Annotated in this window: 20 protein-coding genes and 2 pseudogenes; 12 read left to right on the top strand and 10 right to left on the bottom strand. The window is 71.3% G+C overall.

Annotated features, from left to right (window positions below):
- Window positions 1-94 precede the first annotated feature (94 nt).
- The gene (locus IG86_RS0108345; RefSeq protein ID WP_030829712.1) at window positions 95-1,759 is read right to left on the bottom strand and encodes a fumarate hydratase; all 1,665 of its coding nucleotides are present in this window, start codon (window positions 1,757-1,759) and stop codon (window positions 95-97) included.
- Window positions 1,760-1,906: 147 nt separating this feature from the next.
- On the opposite strand from IG86_RS0108345, the gene IG86_RS0108340 reads away from it, so the two are divergent.
- Entirely contained in the window at window positions 1,907-2,575 is a 669-nt protein-coding gene (locus tag IG86_RS0108340) for a DUF1707 SHOCT-like domain-containing protein (RefSeq protein ID WP_030829709.1), read from the top strand.
- Between the two features lie 176 nt (window positions 2,576-2,751).
- Window positions 2,752-3,162, top strand: a complete 411-nt coding sequence (locus tag IG86_RS0108335) for a WhiB family transcriptional regulator (protein WP_385873408.1) — start codon at window positions 2,752-2,754, stop codon at window positions 3,160-3,162.
- 216 nt (window positions 3,163-3,378) lie between these two features.
- Here the strand turns inward: IG86_RS0108335 and glpX are convergent, their stop codons facing one another.
- A complete protein-coding gene (gene glpX / locus IG86_RS0108330) occupies window positions 3,379-4,410 on the bottom strand; it encodes a class II fructose-bisphosphatase (RefSeq protein WP_030829704.1) in 1,032 nt (343 codons plus the stop codon).
- A 249-nt stretch (window positions 4,411-4,659) separates the two neighbouring features.
- On the opposite strand from glpX, the gene IG86_RS0108325 reads away from it, so the two are divergent.
- Window positions 4,660-5,178 carry a DUF4245 domain-containing protein gene (locus IG86_RS0108325; protein ID WP_234316186.1) on the top strand — a complete coding sequence of 173 codons (519 nt, stop codon included), beginning with the start codon at window positions 4,660-4,662 and terminating at the stop codon, window positions 5,176-5,178.
- 32 nt (window positions 5,179-5,210) lie between these two features.
- Here the strand turns inward: IG86_RS0108325 and IG86_RS42915 are convergent, their stop codons facing one another.
- The 5 genes from IG86_RS42915 to IG86_RS0108300 form a co-directional block, all read right to left on the bottom strand.
- Window positions 5,211-5,369, bottom strand: a complete 159-nt coding sequence (locus IG86_RS42915) for a hypothetical protein (protein WP_157854793.1) — start codon at window positions 5,367-5,369, stop codon at window positions 5,211-5,213.
- Between the two features lie 41 nt (window positions 5,370-5,410).
- Complete coding sequence (locus IG86_RS0108315) at window positions 5,411-6,001, bottom strand: malonic semialdehyde reductase (protein ID WP_030829698.1); 591 nt, start codon at window positions 5,999-6,001, stop codon at window positions 5,411-5,413.
- 97 nt (window positions 6,002-6,098) lie between these two features.
- Window positions 6,099-6,317, bottom strand: a complete 219-nt coding sequence (locus tag IG86_RS0108310) for an exodeoxyribonuclease VII small subunit (protein WP_030029069.1) — start codon at window positions 6,315-6,317, stop codon at window positions 6,099-6,101.
- A 54-nt stretch (window positions 6,318-6,371) separates the two neighbouring features.
- Entirely contained in the window at window positions 6,372-7,595 is a 1,224-nt protein-coding gene (gene xseA / locus IG86_RS0108305) for an exodeoxyribonuclease VII large subunit (RefSeq protein WP_030895991.1), read from the bottom strand.
- 159 nt (window positions 7,596-7,754) lie between these two features.
- Complete coding sequence (locus tag IG86_RS0108300) at window positions 7,755-9,155, bottom strand: APC family permease (protein WP_030895989.1); 1,401 nt, start codon at window positions 9,153-9,155, stop codon at window positions 7,755-7,757.
- A gap of 92 nt (window positions 9,156-9,247) precedes the next feature.
- On the opposite strand from IG86_RS0108300, the gene IG86_RS0108295 reads away from it, so the two are divergent.
- Together IG86_RS0108295 and ppgK are read left to right on the top strand one after the other, a co-directional pair.
- A complete protein-coding gene (locus IG86_RS0108295; RefSeq protein ID WP_030829689.1) occupies window positions 9,248-10,252 on the top strand; it encodes a 4-hydroxy-3-methylbut-2-enyl diphosphate reductase in 1,005 nt (334 codons plus the stop codon).
- Between the two features lie 21 nt (window positions 10,253-10,273).
- Window positions 10,274-11,008: pseudogene (gene ppgK / locus IG86_RS43540) on the top strand (polyphosphate--glucose phosphotransferase); the annotation flags it as partial.
- 21 nt (window positions 11,009-11,029) lie between these two features.
- Here the strand turns inward: ppgK and IG86_RS44220 are convergent.
- The gene (locus IG86_RS44220) at window positions 11,030-11,365 is read right to left on the bottom strand and encodes a DUF6542 domain-containing protein (RefSeq protein ID WP_420894077.1); all 336 of its coding nucleotides are present in this window, start codon (window positions 11,363-11,365) and stop codon (window positions 11,030-11,032) included.
- A 312-nt stretch (window positions 11,366-11,677) separates the two neighbouring features.
- Between IG86_RS44220 and ychF the strand changes: the two genes are divergently transcribed.
- On the top strand, window positions 11,678-12,766 hold the full coding sequence (gene ychF, locus IG86_RS43535) for a redox-regulated ATPase YchF (RefSeq protein ID WP_030829680.1): 1,089 nt from the start codon (window positions 11,678-11,680) through the stop codon (window positions 12,764-12,766).
- A 65-nt stretch (window positions 12,767-12,831) separates the two neighbouring features.
- On the opposite strand, the pseudogene IG86_RS38510 reads toward ychF, so the two are convergent.
- Window positions 12,832-13,417 (bottom strand): annotated as a pseudogene (locus IG86_RS38510) (Uma2 family endonuclease).
- Window positions 13,418-13,556: 139 nt separating this feature from the next.
- Between IG86_RS38510 and IG86_RS0108270 the strand changes: the two are divergent.
- From IG86_RS0108270 to IG86_RS0108255, 4 genes are all read left to right on the top strand, one after another.
- Entirely contained in the window at window positions 13,557-14,405 is an 849-nt protein-coding gene (locus IG86_RS0108270) for an SDR family oxidoreductase (protein WP_037942157.1), read from the top strand.
- A 73-nt stretch (window positions 14,406-14,478) separates the two neighbouring features.
- Window positions 14,479-15,087, top strand: a complete 609-nt coding sequence (locus IG86_RS0108265; RefSeq protein ID WP_030829674.1) for an HdeD family acid-resistance protein — start codon at window positions 14,479-14,481, stop codon at window positions 15,085-15,087.
- 56 nt (window positions 15,088-15,143) lie between these two features.
- Window positions 15,144-15,524, top strand: coding sequence for a PadR family transcriptional regulator (locus tag IG86_RS0108260; RefSeq protein ID WP_045937509.1), 381 nt, complete (start codon window positions 15,144-15,146; stop codon window positions 15,522-15,524).
- Window positions 15,521-16,078 (top strand): hypothetical protein, encoded by a 558-nt coding sequence (locus IG86_RS0108255; RefSeq protein WP_030829669.1) that lies wholly within the window; start codon window positions 15,521-15,523, stop codon window positions 16,076-16,078. The genes IG86_RS0108260 and IG86_RS0108255 overlap by 4 nt, the downstream gene beginning before the upstream one ends.
- Before the next feature lie 13 nt (window positions 16,079-16,091).
- Here the strand turns inward: IG86_RS0108255 and IG86_RS0108250 are convergent, their stop codons facing one another.
- A complete protein-coding gene (locus tag IG86_RS0108250; RefSeq protein ID WP_244305820.1) occupies window positions 16,092-17,231 on the bottom strand; it encodes an SMP-30/gluconolactonase/LRE family protein in 1,140 nt (379 codons plus the stop codon).
- 89 nt (window positions 17,232-17,320) lie between these two features.
- Here IG86_RS0108250 and IG86_RS0108245 point away from each other — a divergent pair, with 89 nt between their 5' ends.
- Both IG86_RS0108245 and IG86_RS0108240 read left to right on the top strand, forming a co-directional pair.
- Window positions 17,321-17,758, top strand: a complete 438-nt coding sequence (locus tag IG86_RS0108245) for a MarR family winged helix-turn-helix transcriptional regulator (RefSeq protein WP_173429240.1) — start codon at window positions 17,321-17,323, stop codon at window positions 17,756-17,758.
- A gap of 355 nt (window positions 17,759-18,113) precedes the next feature.
- Window positions 18,114-19,157, top strand: a complete 1,044-nt coding sequence (locus tag IG86_RS0108240; protein ID WP_107056218.1) for an alpha/beta hydrolase — start codon at window positions 18,114-18,116, stop codon at window positions 19,155-19,157.
- The last annotated feature ends 112 nt before the right edge of the window (window positions 19,158-19,269 follow it).

Raw genomic sequence — 19,269 nt, 5'->3', positions numbered from 1 at the left:
CCGCCCGGCGCCCCCGACTCCATCTGCCGATCGGCGGAAACGCCCGAGGGGTCCTCTGCCGTTCGGCAGAGGACCCCTCGGGACGGGCTGGGGGCTACAGACCCGGGCCGCGCACCGGGATGTGCGTGAACGTCGGCTCCGGAGCCGGGTTCTGGAAGAAGTCGTTGCCCTTGTCGTCCACGACGATGAAGGCCGGGAAGTCCTCGACCTCGATCTTCCAGACCGCCTCCATGCCGAGCTCCTCGTACTCCAGGACCTCGACCTTCTTGATGCAGTCCTGGGCCAGGCGCGCCGCCGGGCCGCCGATCGAGCCCAGGTAGAAGCCGCCGTGCGCGGCGCACGCGTCCGTCACCTGCTGGGAGCGGTTGCCCTTGGCCAGCATGACCTTGGAGCCGCCCGCCGCCTGGAACTGCTCGACGTAGGAGTCCATGCGGCCGGCCGTGGTCGGGCCGAAGGAGCCCGACGCGTAGCCCTCGGGGGTCTTCGCGGGGCCGGCGTAGTACACCGGGTGGTCCTTCAGGTACTGCGGCATCTCCGCGCCGGAGTCCAGCAGTTCCTTGATCTTGGCGTGTGCGATGTCGCGCGCCACGACCAGCGGGCCGGACAGCGACAGGCGGGTCTTGACCGGGTGCTTGGTCAGGGTCGCCAGGATGTCGTCCATCGGCTGGTTCAGGTCGATGGAGACGACGTCCGAGGCCTCGGACAGGTGCTCGTCCGTGGTGTCCGGCAGGAAGCGGGCCGGGTCGCGCTCCAGCTGCTCCAGGAAGACGCCCTCGGCGGTGATCTTCGCGGTGGCCTGGCGGTCCGCAGAGCAGGACACTGCGATGGCGACGGGCAGCGAGGCGCCGTGGCGGGGCAGGCGCACGACGCGGACGTCGTGGCAGAAGTACTTGCCGCCGAACTGCGCGCCGATGCCGATCTTCTGCGTCAGCTCGAAGACCTGCTGCTCCAGGGCCTCGTCGCGGAAGCCGTGGCCCAGCGGGGAGCCCTCGCGCGGCAGCTCGTCCAGGTAGTGGGCGGAGGCGTACTTCGCGGTCTTGAGCGCGTGCTCGGCGGAGGTGCCGCCGACGACGATCGCCAGGTGGTAGGGCGGGCAGGCCGCCGTACCGAGCGAACGGATCTTCTCCTCCAGGAACTTCATCATGGAGGCCTCGTTGAGGACCGCCTTGGTCTCCTGGTAGAGGAAGGACTTGTTGGCGGAGCCGCCGCCCTTGGCCATGAAGAGGAACTTGTACGCGCCGCCGTCGGTCGCGTACAGCTCGATCTGCGCGGGCAGGTTCGAGCCGGTGTTCTTCTCCTCCCACATGGTGATCGGCGCCATCTGCGAGTAGCGCAGGTTGAGGCGGGTGTAGGCGTCGTAGATGCCGCGGGAGAGGGCCGCCTCGTCACCGCCCTCGGTGAGCACGTTCTGGCCGCGCTTGCCCATGACGATCGCCGTACCCGTGTCCTGGCACATCGGCAGGACGCCGGCCGCCGCGATGTTCGCGTTCTTCAGCAGGTCCAGGGCCACGAACTTGTCGTTCGAGGAGGCCTCGGGGTCGTCGATGATGCGGCGCAGCTGCGCGAGGTGAGCGGGGCGCAGGAAGTGCTGGATGTCGTGGATGGCCTCCTCGGCGAGCTTGCGCAGCGCCTCCGGCTCGACCTTGAGGAACGTACGGCCGTCCGCCTCGAAGGTGGACACGCCCTCGGCGGTCACCAGCCGGTAGGGGGTGGTGTCCTCGCCCAGGGGCAGCAGGTCGGTGTACGCGAACTCCGGCATTGGGGCCATTCCTCACTCGGCAGACAGCACTGACGACCAAATTGGCAGCGCAGTCCACCAGCGTAGGACCTCTCGCCCGGCGTGTGTTTGTGAGGTAGGGCTCACTCGGTAGTATCGCGATCTATCGTGTCTCGCTATGCTGGCGTCGTGGACCTGGAAAAGCACCCCGCCGCCCCCGCCCCCGCGCCCGCCGGGCTGCGCGCCTCCGACGCCGACCGGGACCGGATCGCGCAGATCCTCGGGGACGCCGTCGCCGAAGGCAGGCTGACCGCCGAGGAGCACTCCGAGCGCCTGGACACGCTGTACGCCGTCAAGACGGTCGGCGAGCTGGAAGTGCTCGTACAGGATCTGCCCGCGCCCGGCGGCGCCCATGCCCCGTCCCCGTCCCCGTCCGCGTCCTCGTACGAGGGGGCGGCGGGCCCGGCCGCCGAGACGATCGTCGCCGTGTGCAGCAGCTCCAGCCGCAAGGGCCGCTGGCGGCCGGGCCCGCACACCCGTGCGGTCTCGGTCATGGGCGACATCACCATCGACCTCACCCAGGCGGTCTTCGAGCAGCAGGTCACCGAGATCAACGTGACCTGCGTCCTCGGCAACGTGGAGGTCCTGGTCCCGGAGAACGTCACTCTGCGCGGCTACGGCAGCGGGATCCTCGGCAATTTCGAGGTGCGCGGCATGAGCCGCGGGGAGACGGACCCGCAGGCGCCGGTGGTGATCGTCCGGGGGTTCTCCCTGCTCGGCAACATCGAGGCGCGGCCGAAGCCGGGCGCCCGCCTGGTCGACCTGGCGCGCAAGCTCCGCAAGAACCTCGACGGCTAGCGGCTACAGGCCGGCGGGCCGGCGGCTGAAACGCGCTGCCGGCGCATCCGGATGCGGAGGGTCTCGTTTCGGACGAACCCCGGGCGCCCCGTGGCACGCGGTGCATAGGGGCGCGTACAGCGGGTAGGGACAGGTGCGTCGTCTCTCGCTCACGTATACGTCGTCAGGAGTAGACCGTGCCGCATCCGCCGCATCAGTCCCTGCAGGTAGCCGCCGTGAAGAGCCTTCAGGGTCCTGGGGCACGCCCGTCGGCCGTGCCGAGCCCGCGGGTGCCGGCCAGGGCGGCGGAAGACGGCCCATGGCACGCGGAGGCGGTGTGCCGCCGCGACGAGGCGGGGCTGTTCTTCGCGCCGTCCAAGGAGCCGACGGCCGCCCGGCTCTCCCGTGAGGAGGCCGCGAAGCGCGTCTGCGCCCGCTGCCCGGTGATGGTCGCCTGTCGCGAACACGCCCTGTTGCAGCCCGAGCCGTACGGGGTCTGGGGCGGGCTCACCGCGGCCGAGCGCCGCGTGGTGCTGGCGCGGATGCGGCGCCGCTCCGCCGAGCTGCGGCAGGCCCCCGGAGCGGGACCCATAGCCGCGGCGGGCTGAGCCGGCTGCCGCCCCGGCGGGCAGGTCCCGGTCCGCGTCGCACGTCACGCACGTCCAGCCACGCCACGCCACGTCCACGCATGCCACGTCCAGGCGTGCCGTGCCCAGGCAGGCCGTGGGTGTCCCGGACGTCCCCCACGCCTCGTACGCGGACACGCGAGAGGGGCGGTCACCCCCGCACAGGGTGACCGCCCCTCTCGCGTTGTGCCCCCGCCCCTACTGGGCGCGGTCGAAGTCGATCGCGCTGTACGCGCGCAGCTTCGACAGGCGGTGCGTGGAGTCGATCTTCCGGATGGTGCCGGACTTGGAGCGCATGACCAGCGAGGACGTCGTCGCGGTCTGGGAGCGGTAGTGCACGCCGCGCAGCAGCTCGCCGTCGGTGATGCCGGTGGCGACGAAGAAGACGTTGTCGCCGGAGACCAGGTCGGTGGTGGTGAGCACCCGGTCCAGGTCGTGGCCGGCGTCGATGGCCTTCTGGCGCTCGGCGTCGTCCTTCGGCCACAGCTTGCCCTGGATCACGCCGCCCAGGCACTTGATGGCGCAGGCCGAGATGATGCCCTCGGGGGTGCCGCCGATGCCCAGGAGCAGGTCCACGCCGGTGCCCTCGCGGGCGGCCATGATGGATCCGGCCACGTCGCCGTCGGAGATGAACTTGATGCGCGCGCCGGTCTCGCGGATCTCCCGGACGATGCCCTCGTGGCGGGGGCGGTCCAGGATGACGACCGTGACGTCCTCGGGGTGCATGCCCTTGGCCTTGGCGACCCGGCGGATGTTCACCGAGACCGGGGCGTTGATGTCGACGAAGTCGGCTGCCTCGGGGCCGGTGACCAGCTTGTCCATGTAGAACACGGCGGACGGGTCGAACATCGTGCCGCGGTCGGCGGCGGCCAGGACGGCGATGGCGTTCGGCATGCCCTTGGCGTTCAGGGTGGTGCCGTCGATCGGGTCGACGGCGATGTCGACCTCGGCTCCGGTGCCGTCGCCGACCTGCTCCCCGTTGAAGAGCATCGGGGCTTCGTCCTTCTCGCCCTCGCCGATGACGACGACGCCGTTCATCGAGACGGTGGAGATCAGGGTCCTCATCGCGTTGACCGCGGCGCCGTCCGCGCCGATCTTGTCGCCGCGGCCGACCCACCGGCCGGCGGCCATGGCGGCCGCCTCGGTGACCCGTACGAGTTCGAGCGCGAGGTTGCGGTCGGGGGCCTCCGGGGAGACTTCGAGCTGGGGCGGCAGGTTGTGCTCGGTCATCGGAGCGCACCTTTCTGTACGGCGACGGCCGGGAAGTGAGGGTGCTGGAACTCTATCGGTACGTCGACATATTGAGCAGGGCGGGTCACGTATGAGCGGAATATCGGTCATTCGATTGTCCTGAGCGGACGCCTTGCGCGCCCGTTCGGGGACTCGGCGGGCGACTCAAGGGTGCGCCGTGCGGCGCGCCCGCGCGACCCCGGCGGTGATCGCCGCCCGGTGATGCGGGACGATGGTGCCGTGGCAGGTATGAAAGGCAAGCAGACGGTCTGGGACATGGTCCGGTCGCTGGCGGTGATCGGTGTCGTCGTCGCCGGGATCTACGTCTTCGTCCCGCATGACGACAAGGCCGATCCCACGCGCACGGTCGACTACCGGGTGGAGACCCTCACGGCCCGGCGCGCGGCCCCGTACCCGGTGGCGGCCCCCGTGGGCCTGCCGGAGCAGTGGCGGGCGACCTCGGTGACGTACGAGCGCACGAAGGCCGACGCCTGGCACCTGGGCTTCCTCGACCCGGAGCAGCAGTACGCGGCGGTCGAGCAGTCCAGCGACACCTCCGTCAAGTACCTCGAACGGGTCACCAGGAACGCCACGGCCTCCGGGCAGACGCAGCAGGTCGGCGACGCGGCCTGGGAGCGCTGGGAGGGCGAGAAGTACGACGCCCTCGTACGGCGGGAGCAGGGCCACGTCACGGTGGTGACCGGCACGGCCTCCTTCGAGCAGCTCGGCACGCTGGCGGCGGCGCTGGAGTTCAAGCAGGGCCGGTAGAGCTACCGCCCTACCGCCTCGCCCCCTACCGGCTACTCCTCGGCGGCCCGGCCCTCGCCGGCCATGAACCGCCGGACCGGGGCGTGCCCCAGGACGATCATCCTCCGCAGCCGTCCGACGCGCAGTGGCGGGCGGCGGTGCGCGGCCTCCACGGCGAGAAGGGCCGTGCGCCCCGGGATCCCGGGGCGCACGGCCCTTTTCGCGTGCTGCGGCCGTGGGGCCGCGGCCTTGCTCAGACGGTGGTGATGACCTCGTCGATCGACAGGCGCGGGGAGCGCGGGAACCACGCGTCCTCGCCCGGCTTGCCGATGTTGACGACCATGATCGGGGTGTGGTCGTCGTCCAGGAACTCCTTCTGGATGCCGGCGAAGTCGGCGCCGGTCATCGGGCCCGCGGCCAGACCGGCGGCGCGGACGCCCACGATGAAGTAAGCGGCCTGCAGCGCGGCGTTGACCAGCGAGGACTGCTCGCGGGCCGGGCGCTCGGCGAAGAAGAGGTCCTTGGCCTGGGGGAAGTGCGGCAGCAGGCGCGGCAGCTCCTCGTGGAACTCGTTGTCCGCGGAGAGGATCGCGACCAGCGGCGCGGCGAGGGTCTTGGCCTGGTTGCCCTCGGCCAGGTGCTGCACGAGGCGCTCGCGGGCCTCGGCGGAGCGGACCAGCGTGATGCGCAGCGGCGTGCCGTTGAAAGCGGTGGGGCCGTACTTCACCAGGTCGTAGATCGCCTGGACCTGCTCCTCGGTCACCGGCTCGTCGGAGAACGAGTTGGCGGTGCGGGCCTCGCGGAACAGCAGGTCCTGCGCGGCGGAGTCAAGTACGAGAGACATCGGAAAGCCTTCTTCCATACGGAGGTGAAGCGATGTCCCCGACTCTACGGCCGAATTAGATGAATTTTCAACTAAACTGGTGTGGCCGTGACCGGGATCACTCCTCCCCGGCCGCCTCGCGCGCCGCCAGCGCCGAGTCCAGCCGGGCCCGGGCCCCCTCCAGCCAGTGCCGGCAGACCTTCGCCAGCTCCTCGCCGCGCTCCCAGAGCGCGAGGGACTCCTCCAGCGAGGTCCCTCCGGCTTCGAGCTTGCGGACCACTTCGATGAGTTCGTCGCGGGCCTGCTCGTATCCCAGCGCCGTCTCGGCCTCTGTCATTCCCTTTTCCACCCTATGTGTGTAGTGCGACCACTTGATTGCGGCGGTGTGTCGTTACTCCGAAGCCCCCTCCGGGGCGACCTCCACGGTGAACGTGCCCTCCGCCACCCTGGCGTGCAGCACCTCCCGCGCCGACACCTCCTGCGGCGAACGCACCACGTGACCGTCCGCCCGCTGCAGTACGGCGTACCCGCGCTCCAGCGTCGCGGCCGGCGACAGCGCCACCACCCGGGCCAGCGTGTGGGCGAGCTCCGAGTCCGCCCGGTCCAGCAGGTGCCCCAGCGTGCGCCTGCTGCGCGCCAGCAGCGCGTCCAGCTCGTCCTCCCGCATCTCCACCATGCGCTGCGGGTGGACGAACACCGGCCGGGCCAGGGCGTGCGCGAGCCCCCGCTCCTCCCGGTCGAGCATCGAGCTCACCGCACGCAGCCCCCGGCCCTGCAACTGGCGTACCCGCTCCAGCTCCTCGCCGACGTCCGGGACCACCTTCTTCGCCGCGTCCGTGGGCGTGGACGCCCGCAGGTCCGCGACCAGGTCCAGCAGCGGGGAGTCCGGCTCGTGGCCGATCGCCGAGACCACCGGGGTACGGGCCGCCGCGACGGCGCGCACGACCTCCTCGTCGGAGAAGGGCAGCAGGTCCTCCACGCTGCCGCCGCCCCGCGCCACGATGATCACGTCGACCTCGTCCATGGCGTCGAGCTCCTTGACCGCCCGGACCACCTGCGGCACGGCGTGCACGCCCTGGACGGCGACGTTGCGCACCTCGAAGCGGACCGCCGGCCAGCGGCGCCGGGCGTTCTCCAGGACGTCGCGCTCGGCCGCCGAGGCCCGCCCGACGACCAGCCCGATCAGCTGCGGCAGGAAGGGCAGCGGCTTCTTGCGCTCCAGCGCGAAGAGCCCCTCGGAGGCCAGGGACCGCTTGAGCCGCTCCAGCCGGGCCAGCAGCTCCCCGATGCCGACCGGCCGTATCTCGGTCGCCCGCAGGGACAGCTGCCCGCGCGGGGCGTACCACTCGGGCTTGGCCAGCAGCACGACCCGCGCGCCCTCCGAGACGACGTCCGCGACCTCGTCGTAGACCTGGCGGAAGCAGGTCACGCTGACCGAGATGTCGTGCGACGGATCGCGCAGCGTCAGGAAGACCACCCCCGCGCCCGGCCGCCGCGAGAGCTGCGTGATCTGCCCCTCCACCCACACCTGGCCGAGGCGCTCGATCCAGCCCCCGATGAGCCGGGACACCTGGCCCACCGGCAGCGGCGCCTCGGCCGACGTATTCAGACCCATGTGCGCAGGCTATCCGGAGCCGCCGACAGTACGTCAGGCTCCCGTGCCGGTGTCGGAAGGGCGGACCGCCACGCACCTCCCCGGCCGCGGCGCCCCCGCGGCCCTGGCGCCCCCGCGGCCCTGGCTCACTCGCGGCCCTGGCTCACTCGCGGCCCAGGCTCACCCGTCGTGCCCCGACCCTCCCGCGGCCCCGGCCGGATCGCCGGATCGGCGGCCCCGCTGGACGAACAGCACCCCCAGGCCCACCGCCAGCCACACCGCTCCCACCAGCTGCGCCGTCCGGGACGCCTCGACGATCACCGTGACGGTCACCGCCGCCCCGAGCACCGGGACCACCAGGTGCTTCCACCAGTTCGGCGCACCCTCCCGCCGCCGGACCACGTACCAGCCCACCACGGAGGCGTGCAGCAGGGTGAAGGCCACCAGCGCACCGACGTCCACCACGGACACCAGGTGGTCGAGCCCGTCGTCACGCCGGGCCGCCCACACGGCGGCGACCAGCGTGGCCGCCGCCGTCACCAGCAGGGCGGCCCGCGGTGTGCCGTCCGAGGTGCGCGCCAGCGCCCGCGGCAGCCGCCGCTCCCGCGCCATCGCGAACACCAGCCGGCCGGCCGCCGCCTGCCCCGCCAGGGCGGCGAAGGCCGCCCCGACCGCCTTGCTGATCGCCACCAGGTCGTGCAGCCAGAAACCCACCGAGGACTCCACCGCGGTGTAGAACGCCGGGCCCTGCCGCACCGGATCCGCCGCCAGCTCCGCCGCGGACACCGGCATCAGCAGCGCCGCCAGGTAGCTCTGGACGACGAACAGCGTCCCCGCCAGCGCCAGGCAGAACAGCACCGCCCGCGCCACGCGCTCCGAGCCCCCCGTCACCTCCTCGGCGAAGGAGACGATGGCGTCGAAGCCGAGGTAGGACAGGACCGCCACCGACACCGCGCCCAGCACCGCGGCCGTGCTGAAATCGAGCGAGCCGTCACCGGTCAGCGGCGAGAGCCAGCCGCGCCGGGGCCCGTCCTGGACCAGCACGACCGCCGCCGCCACCACGAACACCGCCAGGACCAGGATCTCCATGGCCAGCACGGCGAAGCCCACCCGCGCGGCCACCCGTACGCCCCACAGGTTGAGCAGGGTGGTCACCACGACGGCCAGGGCCGTCCACGCCCACCGCGACACCTCCGGCACCAGCGCGTTCATCGCGATCCCCGAGAAGAGGTACGCGACCGCCGGGATCAGCAGGTAGTCCAGCATCGCCATCCACCCCGCGATCAGCCCCGGCCCCTCGCCCAGGCCCTTGCGGGCATAGGTGAAGACCGAACCGGCCTGCGGGGCGACCCGCACCATCTGCGCGTAACTGAAGGCCGTGAAGGCCATCGCGACCGTCGCGACGAGGTACACCAGCGCGACGGCGCCGTGCGACTTGGCGTCGAGCGTGCCGAAGACCCCGACCGGGGCCATCGGGGCGATGAACAGCAGCCCGTAGACGACCAGGTCCCGGAAGCCGAGACTCCGCCGCAGTGCCGCGGCTGCCGGGGCCCTGCTGGAATCCGTGGCGGACGCCATCATTCCTCCGGGTGACGGGTGGGACGTTGTTACGGAGCCTCCCGGTCAGTCTGTGCCGAACGGGCGACGTCCGGCCTGCTGGAGACCCCCGTACGATGGAGCACATGACTGCTCCCGCCCCTGCTCCCGCTTCCCGCCGTGTCCTGCTCGCCGCGCCCCGCGGCTACTGCGCGGGCGTGGACCGAGCCGTGATCGCCGTCGAGAAAGCCCTTGAGCAGTACGGGGCGCCGGTGTACGTCCGCCACGAGATCGTGCACAACAAGTACGTCGTCCAGACCCTGGAGAAGAAGGGCGCCATCTTCGTCGAGCGGACGGAGGAGGTGCCCGAGGGCAACATCGTGATGTTCTCCGCCCACGGCGTCGCCCCGGTCGTCCACGAGGAGGCGGCGCGCGGCAGGCTCGCGACGATCGACGCGACCTGCCCGCTGGTCACCAAGGTCCACAAGGAAGCCATCCGGTACGCGAACGAGGACTTCGACATCCTCCTCATCGGCCACGAGGGCCACGAGGAGGTCATCGGCACTTCCGGCGAGGCCCCCGACCACATCACCATCGTCGACGGCCCGCACGACGTGGAGAAGGTCACCGTCCGCGACGAGTCCAAGGTCGTCTGGCTCTCGCAGACCACGCTGTCGGTCGACGAGACCATGGAGACGGTCGACGCGCTGAAGACGAAGTTCCCGCTGCTCGTCTCGCCGCCGAGCGACGACATCTGCTACGCCACCTCGAACCGGCAGGCCGCCGTCAAGGTCATGGGCGCGGACTCCGACCTGGTCATCGTGGTCGGCTCGAAGAACTCCTCGAACTCGATCCGGCTGGTCGAGGTCGCGAAGGACGCCGGCGCGAAGGCCGCGTACCTCGTCGACTTCGCGAGCGAGATCGACGAGGCCTGGCTGGAGGGCGTCACCACCGTCGGCCTCACCTCGGGCGCCTCGGTGCCGGAGGTCCTGGTCGAGGAGGTCCTGGAGTGGCTGGCCGCGCGCGGTTACGCGGACGTGGAGATCGTCAAGACGGCGGAGGAGTCGATCACCTTCTCCCTGCCCAAGGAGCTCCGCCGCGACCTGCGTTCCGAGGCTGCGGAACTGGTCGCCGACAAGTAACTCGTTTCGTACGGTATGTCCATGCAGATCTTCGGCGTGGACATCGGCGGATCCGGGATTAAGGGCGCTCCCGTGGACCTGGAGCGGGGCGACCTGGCGCAGGAGCGCCACAAAGTACTGACACCACAGCCGGCCACCCCCGACGGGGTGGCCGGCTGTGTCGTCGAGGTGGTGCGCCACTTCGACTGGGACGGCCCGGTGGGGGTGACCTTCCCGGGCGTGGTCACGGGCGGGGTCACCCGCACGGCGGCCAACATGGACAAGTCCTGGATCGGCGTGGACACGGCGGCCCTGCTCTCGCGCGGCCTCGGCGGCCGGCCCGTGACGGTGCTGAACGACGCGGACGCGGCGGGCGTCGCGGAGGTGACCTACGGCGCCGGACGCGGGCGGGGCGGCACGGTCCTCCTGCTCACGCTGGGCACGGGCATCGGGAGCGCGCTCTTCACGGACGGGCGGCTGGTCCCGAACACGGAGCTGGGCCATCTTGAGCTGAAGGGCCACGACGCGGAGACGCGGGCGTCGGTGAAGGCCAAGGAGGACGGGGACCTCACCTGGGAGCGCTGGGCGCACCGGCTGAGCAAGTACATGCAGCACGTGGAGATGCTGTTCTCCCCGGACCTGTTCATCCTCGGTGGCGGCGTCAGCCGCAAGCCGGAGAAGTTCCTGCCCCTGATCGAAGGCGTCCGGGCCGAGATCGTCCCGGCCGGGCTGCAGAACAACGCGGGCATCGTCGGAGCGGCGATGGCGGCGAAGGGGGAGGGAGGTGCCTCCGGCCGGTCAGGCGACGCGGCGGGGGAGACGGCGCCGGCCGATGAGCACGGCCTTGCGCACCAGCGCGATGAGCGCGGCGACGAGCGTCCCCGCGTACAGCCAGCCCGCGTGCAGGGACAGCGCGGAGACCAGCCCCATCAGCTGACCGCCGAAGCCGCCGGAGCCGCCCGAGATGGGCCACACTCCGGCGGCGAAGGCGATCGGGACGCCGATCGGCGCGGTGATCAGGTCCGCCGGCCGCACCCAGAGCGCGGTGGCGGCCGCGACGGGCGGGAAGAGCAGCCCGTAGACGAAGAGCGAAGAGTCGAAGAGCAGCCAGCAGATGCCGGCGACGAGCACCATCGATGTGCACGCGAACAGCCCGCCGCCCAGCCCCGTCAGCCGGGGCCGGGGCATCCGGCGCACGGGCGCCGGCCGCGGGGCGCCGCCCTGCGCGGGCACGCCCGCGGGCCGCGGGCCCCTGCGCTGGGCAGGGGGTCGCTGCGGGTGAGGGGCCGGTCGCGTCCTGTATTGCTCCACCCCACCAAATTAGGCGGGAGGGCGGCCGGATCCGGGCCCGGACACGCGTACATCCACCGCCACTCATCGGAAAGTAAACTGTCCGGTGGCCCACTCCCGGGCCGCCGCCCCCTCCAGCTACGGGAAGTCGCCAACGTGTCGCTCACGATCGGAATCGTCGGCCTGCCGAATGTCGGCAAGTCGACCCTGTTCAACGCCCTGACCAAGAACGACGTGCTGGCGGCCAACTACCCGTTCGCCACCATCGAGCCGAACGTCGGCGTCGTCGGCGTCCCGGACCCGCGCCTGGCCGTCCTCGCGGGCATCTTCGGCTCCCAGCGGGTCCTCCCGGCGACGGTCGACTTCGTCGACATCGCGGGCATCGTGCGCGGCGCCTCGGAGGGCGAGGGCCTGGGCAACAAGTTCCTCGCGAACATCCGCGAGTCGGACGCCATCTGCCAGGTCATCCGCGCCTTCAAGGACGAGAACGTCGTCCACGTCGACGGCAAGGTCTCGCCGAAGGACGACATCGAGACGATCAACACCGAGCTGATCCTCGCCGACCTCCAGTCGATCGAGAAGGCCGAGCCGCGCCTGACGAAGGAGTCCCGCCTCCAGAAGGAGAAGGTCGCGGTCCTCGCCGCCGTCGTCGAGGCCAAGAAGATCCTCGAAGCGGGCGACACCCTCTTCTCCAAGGGCATCACCAAGGGCACGGAGCTGGGCGACCTCCTCCACGAGCTCCACCTGCTCACCACGAAGCCCTTCCTCTACGTCTTCAACGTGGACGAGGACGAGCTGACGGACGACGCCTTCAAGGCGGAGCAGAGCGCGCTGGTCGCCCCGGCCGAGGCGATCTTCCTCAACGCCAAGCTGGAGCAGGACCTCTCCGAGCTGGACGACGAGGAGGCCCTCGAGCTCCTCCAGTCGGTCGGCCAGGACGAGCCGGGCCTCGCCACCCTCGGCCGCGTCGGCTTCGCCACCCTGGGCCTGCAGACCTACCTGACGGCCGGCCCGAAGGAAACCCGCGCCTGGACCATCAAGCAGGGCGCGACGGCCCCGGAGGCGGCCGGCGTGATCCACACCGACTTCCAGCGCGGCTTCATCAAGGCCGAGGTCATCTCCTTCGCGGACCTGGTCGACTGCGGCTCGGTGGCCGAAGCCCGCGCCAAGGGCAAGGCCCGCATGGAGGGCAAGGACTACGTCATGCAGGACGGCGACGTGGTGGAGTTCCGCTTCAACGTGTAGCTGCTTCGAATCGAGGGGCCGGACTCTGGCGAGTCCGGCCCCTTCTGCGTTCCCGCCCCGACTTCTCAGCTGCTTCGGGGCGGTGTGAGCTTGTCGAGGTCCAGGCCGACTTCGAACGGCACCGGGCGCTGGAGGGCGGGCCGAAAGATCCCGGTGGGCGCGTAGGCCCCCGTGGGTTCGTCGAGCTCGTAGACGTGTGCGACGGCTGCCCCGTCCTCGTCCTCGATGCACCAGTAGTGCGGGATGCCGGCCTCCGCGTACTTGCGGAGCTTTACTGTGCGATCGCGATGCGCGGACTCGGGTGACACCGTCTCCACGACGAGCTTGACGTCTTCCGGGGCGTACCAGGTGCGGTCGGGGTCATAGGGCAGGTTCGTCAGCAGAAGGTCCGGCTCGGGGCGGTTGCGGGCGGCGAGGCGGATCGTCATCTCGCGCTCAACCTCGAAGCCGGCCGGCGCCTGCGTCATGAGCGTGTTGGTCAGGGCGGTGACGAGGCGGCCATGCCAGGACCGCTGGGGCGACACCATGAAGACAGACGAGGGCCCCATCGATCAGTTCAGTGTGGCGGGGTGCCTCGGGGAGACTGTCCAGATCCTCCGCGAACCAGCCTTCCGCGCGAGGCGGGCGCATCCAGTCGGGCAGTGCGGTCATGGCCTCACGGGAGCGGCCCGCGGTTCAAGCCGGAGAGCCAACGATCGCTCCTGTTGTCGATCGTGTGGACGACGCGGTGCTCGCCGGGGGTTTTCGATTCTGCGTCGGGGCGCGGCGGCGTCGCCTAGCGTGTTGGGGCATGACGGTGCTCATCATCGGAGGCAGTGGGTTCCTGGGGACCGCGTTGCTGGGCGCGGCGCGTGCGGAGGGTCGGGAGGCGGCTGCGACGTTCCACTCCCGTCCCGGTGACCCCGCGGCTGCCGCCTGGCATCAGCTGGACGTACGCGATCCCGCAGCGGTGCAGGCCGTGCTGACGGCGGTCGCACCGCACGCCGTGATCGACGTGACGAGCGGCGGGGCCGACTGGAAGGTCACCGCCGACGGTTCCGTCCACATCGCCCTGGCCACCGCGAAGCTCGGGATCCGGCTGGTGCACGTCTCCAGCGACGCCGTCTTCTCCGGCGGCCGGGTCCACTACGACGAGACCTGCGCCCCGGACCCGATCACCCCGTACGGGGCCGCGAAAGCCGCCGCCGAGACGGCTGTGCGGCTCTTGTGTCCCGACGCGGCCGTCGCCCGCACTTCGCTGATCATCGGGAACGGGCGGTCCGAACACGAACGACTGGCGCACGCGCTGATCGCCGGAACGGGCAAAGGCGTCCTCTTCAGCGACGACGTGCGCTGCCCCGTGCACGTCGAGGACCTGGCCGCCGCCTTGTGGGAACTCGCACGGTCCAACGCGGCCGGTCTCTTCCACCTGGCCGGCCCCGACGCCCTCAGCCGCTACGACCTCGGCGTGCGCATCGCCCGGCGTGACGGGCTCGACGCATCGAGGCTGCCGTCCGGGCGCCGCGCGGACACGCGCCTGCCGGGGCCGCTCGACGTGCGTCTCGACAGCCGCGCCACGCAGCGGCGACTGAGCACCAGGCTCCGTGGGGCCCGGGAGTTCCTCGGCGAGGGCCAGCAGAAGCCTCCGGCGTCGCCATGAGGGGGAGCGCGGGTTGGTTCATACCGGCATAAAGTGAGGGTAAAGGTACTTCTGGTGGGTTCCGGGAGGCGTGATGTCCGTACGGCCCGACGCGTCGCCGCAGCGCGCGCAGCATGATCCCGAGGACACGCTCAACCAGCTCGGGAGTTCGTGGCACTGGGCGCTCGGTGTCGCCCTCGCGACCCTGATTCCGGGGATCCTCGTGCTCGTCTGGCCCGACGAGACGCTGCACATCCTCGCCGTGATCATCGGGCTGCAGCTCCTGGTGGCGGGAGGGTTCCGCTTCGTGTCGGCCTTCTCGCACAGCAACGACGCCGGCGGCAGCCGGCTGGCGAGCGTGCTGATCGCGATCCTGGCCTTCCTGGCGGGCGTACTCGTCCTGCGCCACCCGATGCAGACCATCGGCGCGCTGTCCCTGATCGTCGGAGTGTTCTGGCTGATCACCGGCGTGCTCACGGCGTACGTCGCCATCGCCGACCGGCTCCTCCTCCACCGCGGGCTGCTCTTCGGCCTGGGCGCGCTCGGCACCGTCGCCGGAATCGTCGTCCTCTGCTTCCCGGTGGACTCCGCGGTCGCCCTGACGCGTCTGCTGGGCCTGTGGCTCGTCCTGCTCGGCGTCTTCGAAGTGGTGATGGCCCTCGTCATGCGGTCCGCCACCCGCCGCATCGCCGCCTCCCGGTAGGGGGCGGGCGCCCATTGTCTTGTGGCGCAAGGTAGTCCGCGACTATCTTGTGCCGCATGACAAAGGAGCTGCCCACGACCGGTGACCAACGGCGCAGCCAGCTCCTGCGCGGGGTGCTCGACCTGTGCCTGCTCTCCCTGATCGCCGAACGGCCCCGGTACGGATTCGAGTTCGCCGAGGCACTCGCGGCCGGCGGGCTGGAACTCGTCAGCGACGGCAGCATCTATCCGCTGCTCGCCCGGATGGAGCGGGCGGGGCTCATCTCCTCGTACCGCGCCCCGTCCCCGAGCGGCGGCGCCCCGCGCAAGTACTACCGGCTGACCGGGGCGGGGCACGCCGCACTCGGCCGGGGCCGCGCCGACTGGCAGGCCTTCGCCGGACCGGTGGGCCGGATCCTGACCACCACCACGCCATCCACGGGGGAGAACACGGCATGACGAACGCGCAGATACTCGCGGCCTGCCGCAGCAACTGGGAGTACCGCGGGATCGACGACGCGTCCGTTAGGGAGATGCTCGACGAGCTCTCCGCGCACCTGGCGGACGCGGAGGCGGCCGGCCGCACCGGGCAGGACGTCATCGGCCACGACGTCCGCACCTTCGCCGCCGCATGGGCGAGGGCCCGCTCCCCGCTCCCGCGCAGGGTGCTGCGCATGGTGTGCCTGGGCGCCTTCGTGCTCGGCTGCCTCCTGCTGCTGACCTGCCTGACCCGTTGGACCACCGAGTCGGCCGTGACCCCCGGCAACATCGCCTTCTGGGCCGTCCTCGGAGTGGCCACGGTCGTCTGGGAGCTGCGCCGGGGCAGTCTGGGCATGCTCCGCAGCTGGGGGATCGGTCTGTGCGTGGCCCTGCCCGCGGCGATCCTCACCCGCCGGCTCGCCGGCGACGCCGCCGTGCTCACGGTGCCGCTGTGGGCGGCGGCCCTCCTGCTGCTGCCCGGGCTGCCCTACGCCGTCGCCGACGTACGGGCCAGGAGGAAGGCCGCCGCCTGACGGCGCACCCCGCTCAGAGCCCGCGCACCGAGGCCACCGTGAAGGTGGTGGGGGTGCCCGCGCCGCCCGTGCCCGCGCCCGGGTCCATGGGGCCACCCTTGTCGAACTGCGAGCGGACCACCAGGGTGCGCCCCGGGACGCGCGCGAGGGTCGTGGGGATCTGCAGCGACGGGTCCGTGACCGTACGGGTCAACCTGGCGCGGGTGCCGTCCGCGCCGACCTGCCACCGGGTCAGTGTGTTGGTGGCGTTGTGCGCCACGCGCAGGGTGCCGTCCGGGGCCAGGTCCAGACCGTCGGCGGCCTTGAGGTCACCGCCGGTGAGGGCGACCCGCCGGACGGCGCCGGTCCGCAGGTCGACGCGGTAGAGGTCGCCCGCCGTCATGTCGACGGTCAGGAGGTAGCGGCCCGCGCGGTCGGAGGTGATGCCGTTGAGGCTGAAGGAGCCGGCCGGGCGCGGGCGCAGGGCCGGGGCGAGGTCGTAGGCCTCGGTCAGGACGCCGCTGCCGGCGGCCAGTTGCCGCGGGGTCACGCGGTAGATCACGCCGCGGCTGCTGTCCGTCAGGTACGCGGTGCCGTCCGGGGTGAGGGTTAGGTCGTTCACGAAGCGCGCCGAGGTCCCCGCGGCCACTTCGAAGTGGGCCAGCCGGCTCCCGGTCGCGGTGTCGTAGACGGCCACGCCCGTGGTGGAATCCGTGACCCAGAGCCTGCCGCGGGCATCGACCCGCAGGCCGTTGGCGGTACGGCGGCCGTCGGTGCCCGAGGGCAGGAACACCTCGGCCTCGGACCGGCCGGGCCGGGCCCGGTAGACCGTGCCGTCCGCGTACGAGCCCACGTAGACGGTGTGCGTGCGGGGATCCGCCGCTATGCCCTCCGGATAGACCTTCGCGCCGGGCAGGGCGAAGGCGGTGGATATCCGGGCGTCGCCGCCCGACGGGGCCTGCGCCCCGGTCAGGGCCAGGGCCGGAGCCGGCGCCGCCGCGCCGACTGCGAGGGCGAGTGCGAGGGCCCCGGCCAGTGACGCCGCCGCCAGGGCGGGCCGCATCCCGGGAGCCGTCGCCGTCGTCGCCGTCGTCCCCGCGGCCCTCTTGGCCGTCTTCTGCGTTTTCTGCGTCCTTTGCGCCTTCTGCTGCTGTTTCTGCTGCTTCTGCATCATCACATGCCTCATTCGATGTGCTCTACCGATCATGTGAGGGTGAATGTATGTTAGAGCTCTAATGCATGCAAGGGCCGTAGGATGCGGCCATGACCTCCATGGCCCCCGAGGAGCGCATCGGCTCTCACGTCAAGCGCGCCGAGCAGGCACTTCTCGCGGCGAAGAACGCGGCCTGCAAGCCCGCCGCAGTAACGGTTCCGCAGTACGCCGCCCTGCTCTGGCTCGCCGAGAAGCCCGGCATCTCGGCCGCCGCGCTCGCCCGCCTGTGCGGGGTGACGCCGCCGACCATGAACACCGTGCTGAAGAACCTCCAGGAGCGCGGGTTCATCGAGCGGACCCCGCACGAGTGGCACCGCAACGTGCTGGAGACGCGGCTCACCGACGCGGGGCGCGCGGCGATGGAACTCGCGGACGCGGGTGCGGTACGGGTCGAGCGCGCGCTCGCCGCCGCGTTCACCGAGGAGGAGCGCCAGCTGCTCATCGAGCTGCTCGGGCGGTGCGCGGAGGCGCTCGACGCCGAGCGGTGACCTCTCCGCCCGCACGGATCCACCTATGTTTTTTTTGCTCGAATTTGGAACTGTGCGGGTGGTTTGCTCATCAGGACTTAGGGGAGACCAGCCGCTCTGCCCTCGGGGGCAGTCAAGACCGTTCGGAGCGAAGTTCGTGCACCAGTACCCGCAGCGCCAGCGGCCTGACGACCAGCAGTCGTACCAGGACATACCGCCCCAGGGGCATGGCGGCCAACAGCACCAACAGCAGCACGCGCCGTCGTACGAGGCGCCCTCGCCCTACCCGGGCCGGCCGCCGTACGGTGAGCCGCCCACCGCGGCCGGGTACCCGCACGACACCGAGCCCCCGCAGCCCAAGCGGTCCCGGCGCCGAATATGGATCAGCGCCGTGGTCGCCCTCGCACTCCTCCTCGGCGGCGGGTTTGCCGCCTGGAAGCTCGACTGGTTCTCGGGCAACGGCGAGGCGGTGACCTTCGGCAAGAACCCGCCCGCGCCCCCGGCCGCGGGCACGTCCGACGCGGGTACGCCGAGCGCCGAGGCCAAGCCCTCCGGTGACCCGGACGTGCTCATGCCGACCGGCCCGAAGTCGGACTTCAAGCAGACCGCAAAGCTCGACGACGGCACGATCATCGCGAAGACCCGCCTCGCGGGCGAGAAGTCCGGCTTCGAGGGCGACGTGTGGGTGTGGGCGCCCAAGCAGTACGACGACCCGAAGTACGCGAAGAGCGGCTTCCCGGTGCTCATCGCGCTCCCCGGCGGCAACGGCTTCCCGAACAACTACTGGGCGGACACCAGCCTCGGCCTCCAGAAGGCCATCACCGAGGGCGTCAAGGCCGGCACCAGCCTCCCGTACATCGTGATCATGCCGGTGCTCAACCCGGATGCGAAGTACTACTACGACGGCTCCGACATCCCGGGCCAGGCCAAGATGGGCACGTGGATCGCCGAGGACGTCCCGGCCTTCGCCAAGGCCAACTTCCGCACCTACAAGTCCCGTGACGGCTGGGCCTTCATGGGCTCGTCCTCCGGCGCCTTCGTCGGCATGAAGACGGTCCTGCAGCACCCGGACAAGTTCAAGGCCGTCATCGCCAGCGGCGGCGAGATCGTCCCCGACTCCCCGCTGTGGAAGGGCCACCAGGCGGAGATGGACGCGAACAACCCGGAGAAGCTCGCGCAGAAGCTGATCGACACCAAGGGCCCGGAGGTCTACATCAACTTCCAGGTCGGCACGAAGGAGTCCGGCAAGGACCGCATGGTGAGGTTCCAGCAGCAGTACGGCAAGGGCCCGGTCAAGATGACCATCCGCGACATCCAGAACGGCGAGCACAACGGCTGGCACTACGTCCGGGGCATGAAGGAAGGCTCCCTGGAGTGGGTCAGCAAGGTCCTGAAGGCACCCAAGCCGGAGGGAAGCTGAGGCGGGCCGGGGCGGGCTGGGGCCGACCGGGCCCCCCTGAGGTGGGCTGAGGCGGGGGGTCTCGGCTGCCGGGCGGGGGCGCGGCGGGGTGTCGGCGGGGCGGGGCTTCGGG

The organism is Streptomyces virginiae (assembly GCF_000720455.1).
Lineage (GTDB): Bacteria > Actinomycetota > Actinomycetes > Streptomycetales > Streptomycetaceae > Streptomyces > Streptomyces virginiae.
This window is presented reverse-complemented; position numbering and strand designations above follow the sequence as displayed.

Coding starts and splice junctions, on each gene's coding strand:
- IG86_RS0108245 (WP_173429240.1), top strand. CDS start 17,321: ATGACCTCCATGGCCCCCGAGGAGCGCATCGGCTCTCACGTCAAGCGC.
- IG86_RS44220 (WP_420894077.1), bottom strand. CDS start 11,365: ATGGTGCTCGTCGCCGGCATCTGCTGGCTGCTCTTCGACTCTTCGCTC.
- IG86_RS0108260 (WP_045937509.1), top strand. CDS start 15,144: ATGACAAAGGAGCTGCCCACGACCGGTGACCAACGGCGCAGCCAGCTC.
- glpX (WP_030829704.1), bottom strand. CDS start 4,410: ATGACCGAGCACAACCTGCCGCCCCAGCTCGAAGTCTCCCCGGAGGCC.
- IG86_RS0108270 (WP_037942157.1), top strand. CDS start 13,557: ATGACGGTGCTCATCATCGGAGGCAGTGGGTTCCTGGGGACCGCGTTG.
- IG86_RS0108295 (WP_030829689.1), top strand. CDS start 9,248: ATGGAGCACATGACTGCTCCCGCCCCTGCTCCCGCTTCCCGCCGTGTC.
- IG86_RS0108315 (WP_030829698.1), bottom strand. CDS start 6,001: ATGTCTCTCGTACTTGACTCCGCCGCGCAGGACCTGCTGTTCCGCGAG.
- IG86_RS0108325 (WP_234316186.1), top strand. CDS start 4,660: ATGAAAGGCAAGCAGACGGTCTGGGACATGGTCCGGTCGCTGGCGGTG.
- IG86_RS0108265 (WP_030829674.1), top strand. CDS start 14,479: ATGTCCGTACGGCCCGACGCGTCGCCGCAGCGCGCGCAGCATGATCCC.
- xseA (WP_030895991.1), bottom strand. CDS start 7,595: ATGGGTCTGAATACGTCGGCCGAGGCGCCGCTGCCGGTGGGCCAGGTG.
- IG86_RS0108255 (WP_030829669.1), top strand. CDS start 15,521: ATGACGAACGCGCAGATACTCGCGGCCTGCCGCAGCAACTGGGAGTAC.
- IG86_RS0108250 (WP_244305820.1), bottom strand. CDS start 17,231: ATGATGCAGAAGCAGCAGAAACAGCAGCAGAAGGCGCAAAGGACGCAG.
- IG86_RS0108345 (WP_030829712.1), bottom strand. CDS start 1,759: ATGCCGGAGTTCGCGTACACCGACCTGCTGCCCCTGGGCGAGGACACC.
- IG86_RS0108300 (WP_030895989.1), bottom strand. CDS start 9,155: ATGATGGCGTCCGCCACGGATTCCAGCAGGGCCCCGGCAGCCGCGGCA.
- IG86_RS0108310 (WP_030029069.1), bottom strand. CDS start 6,317: ATGACAGAGGCCGAGACGGCGCTGGGATACGAGCAGGCCCGCGACGAA.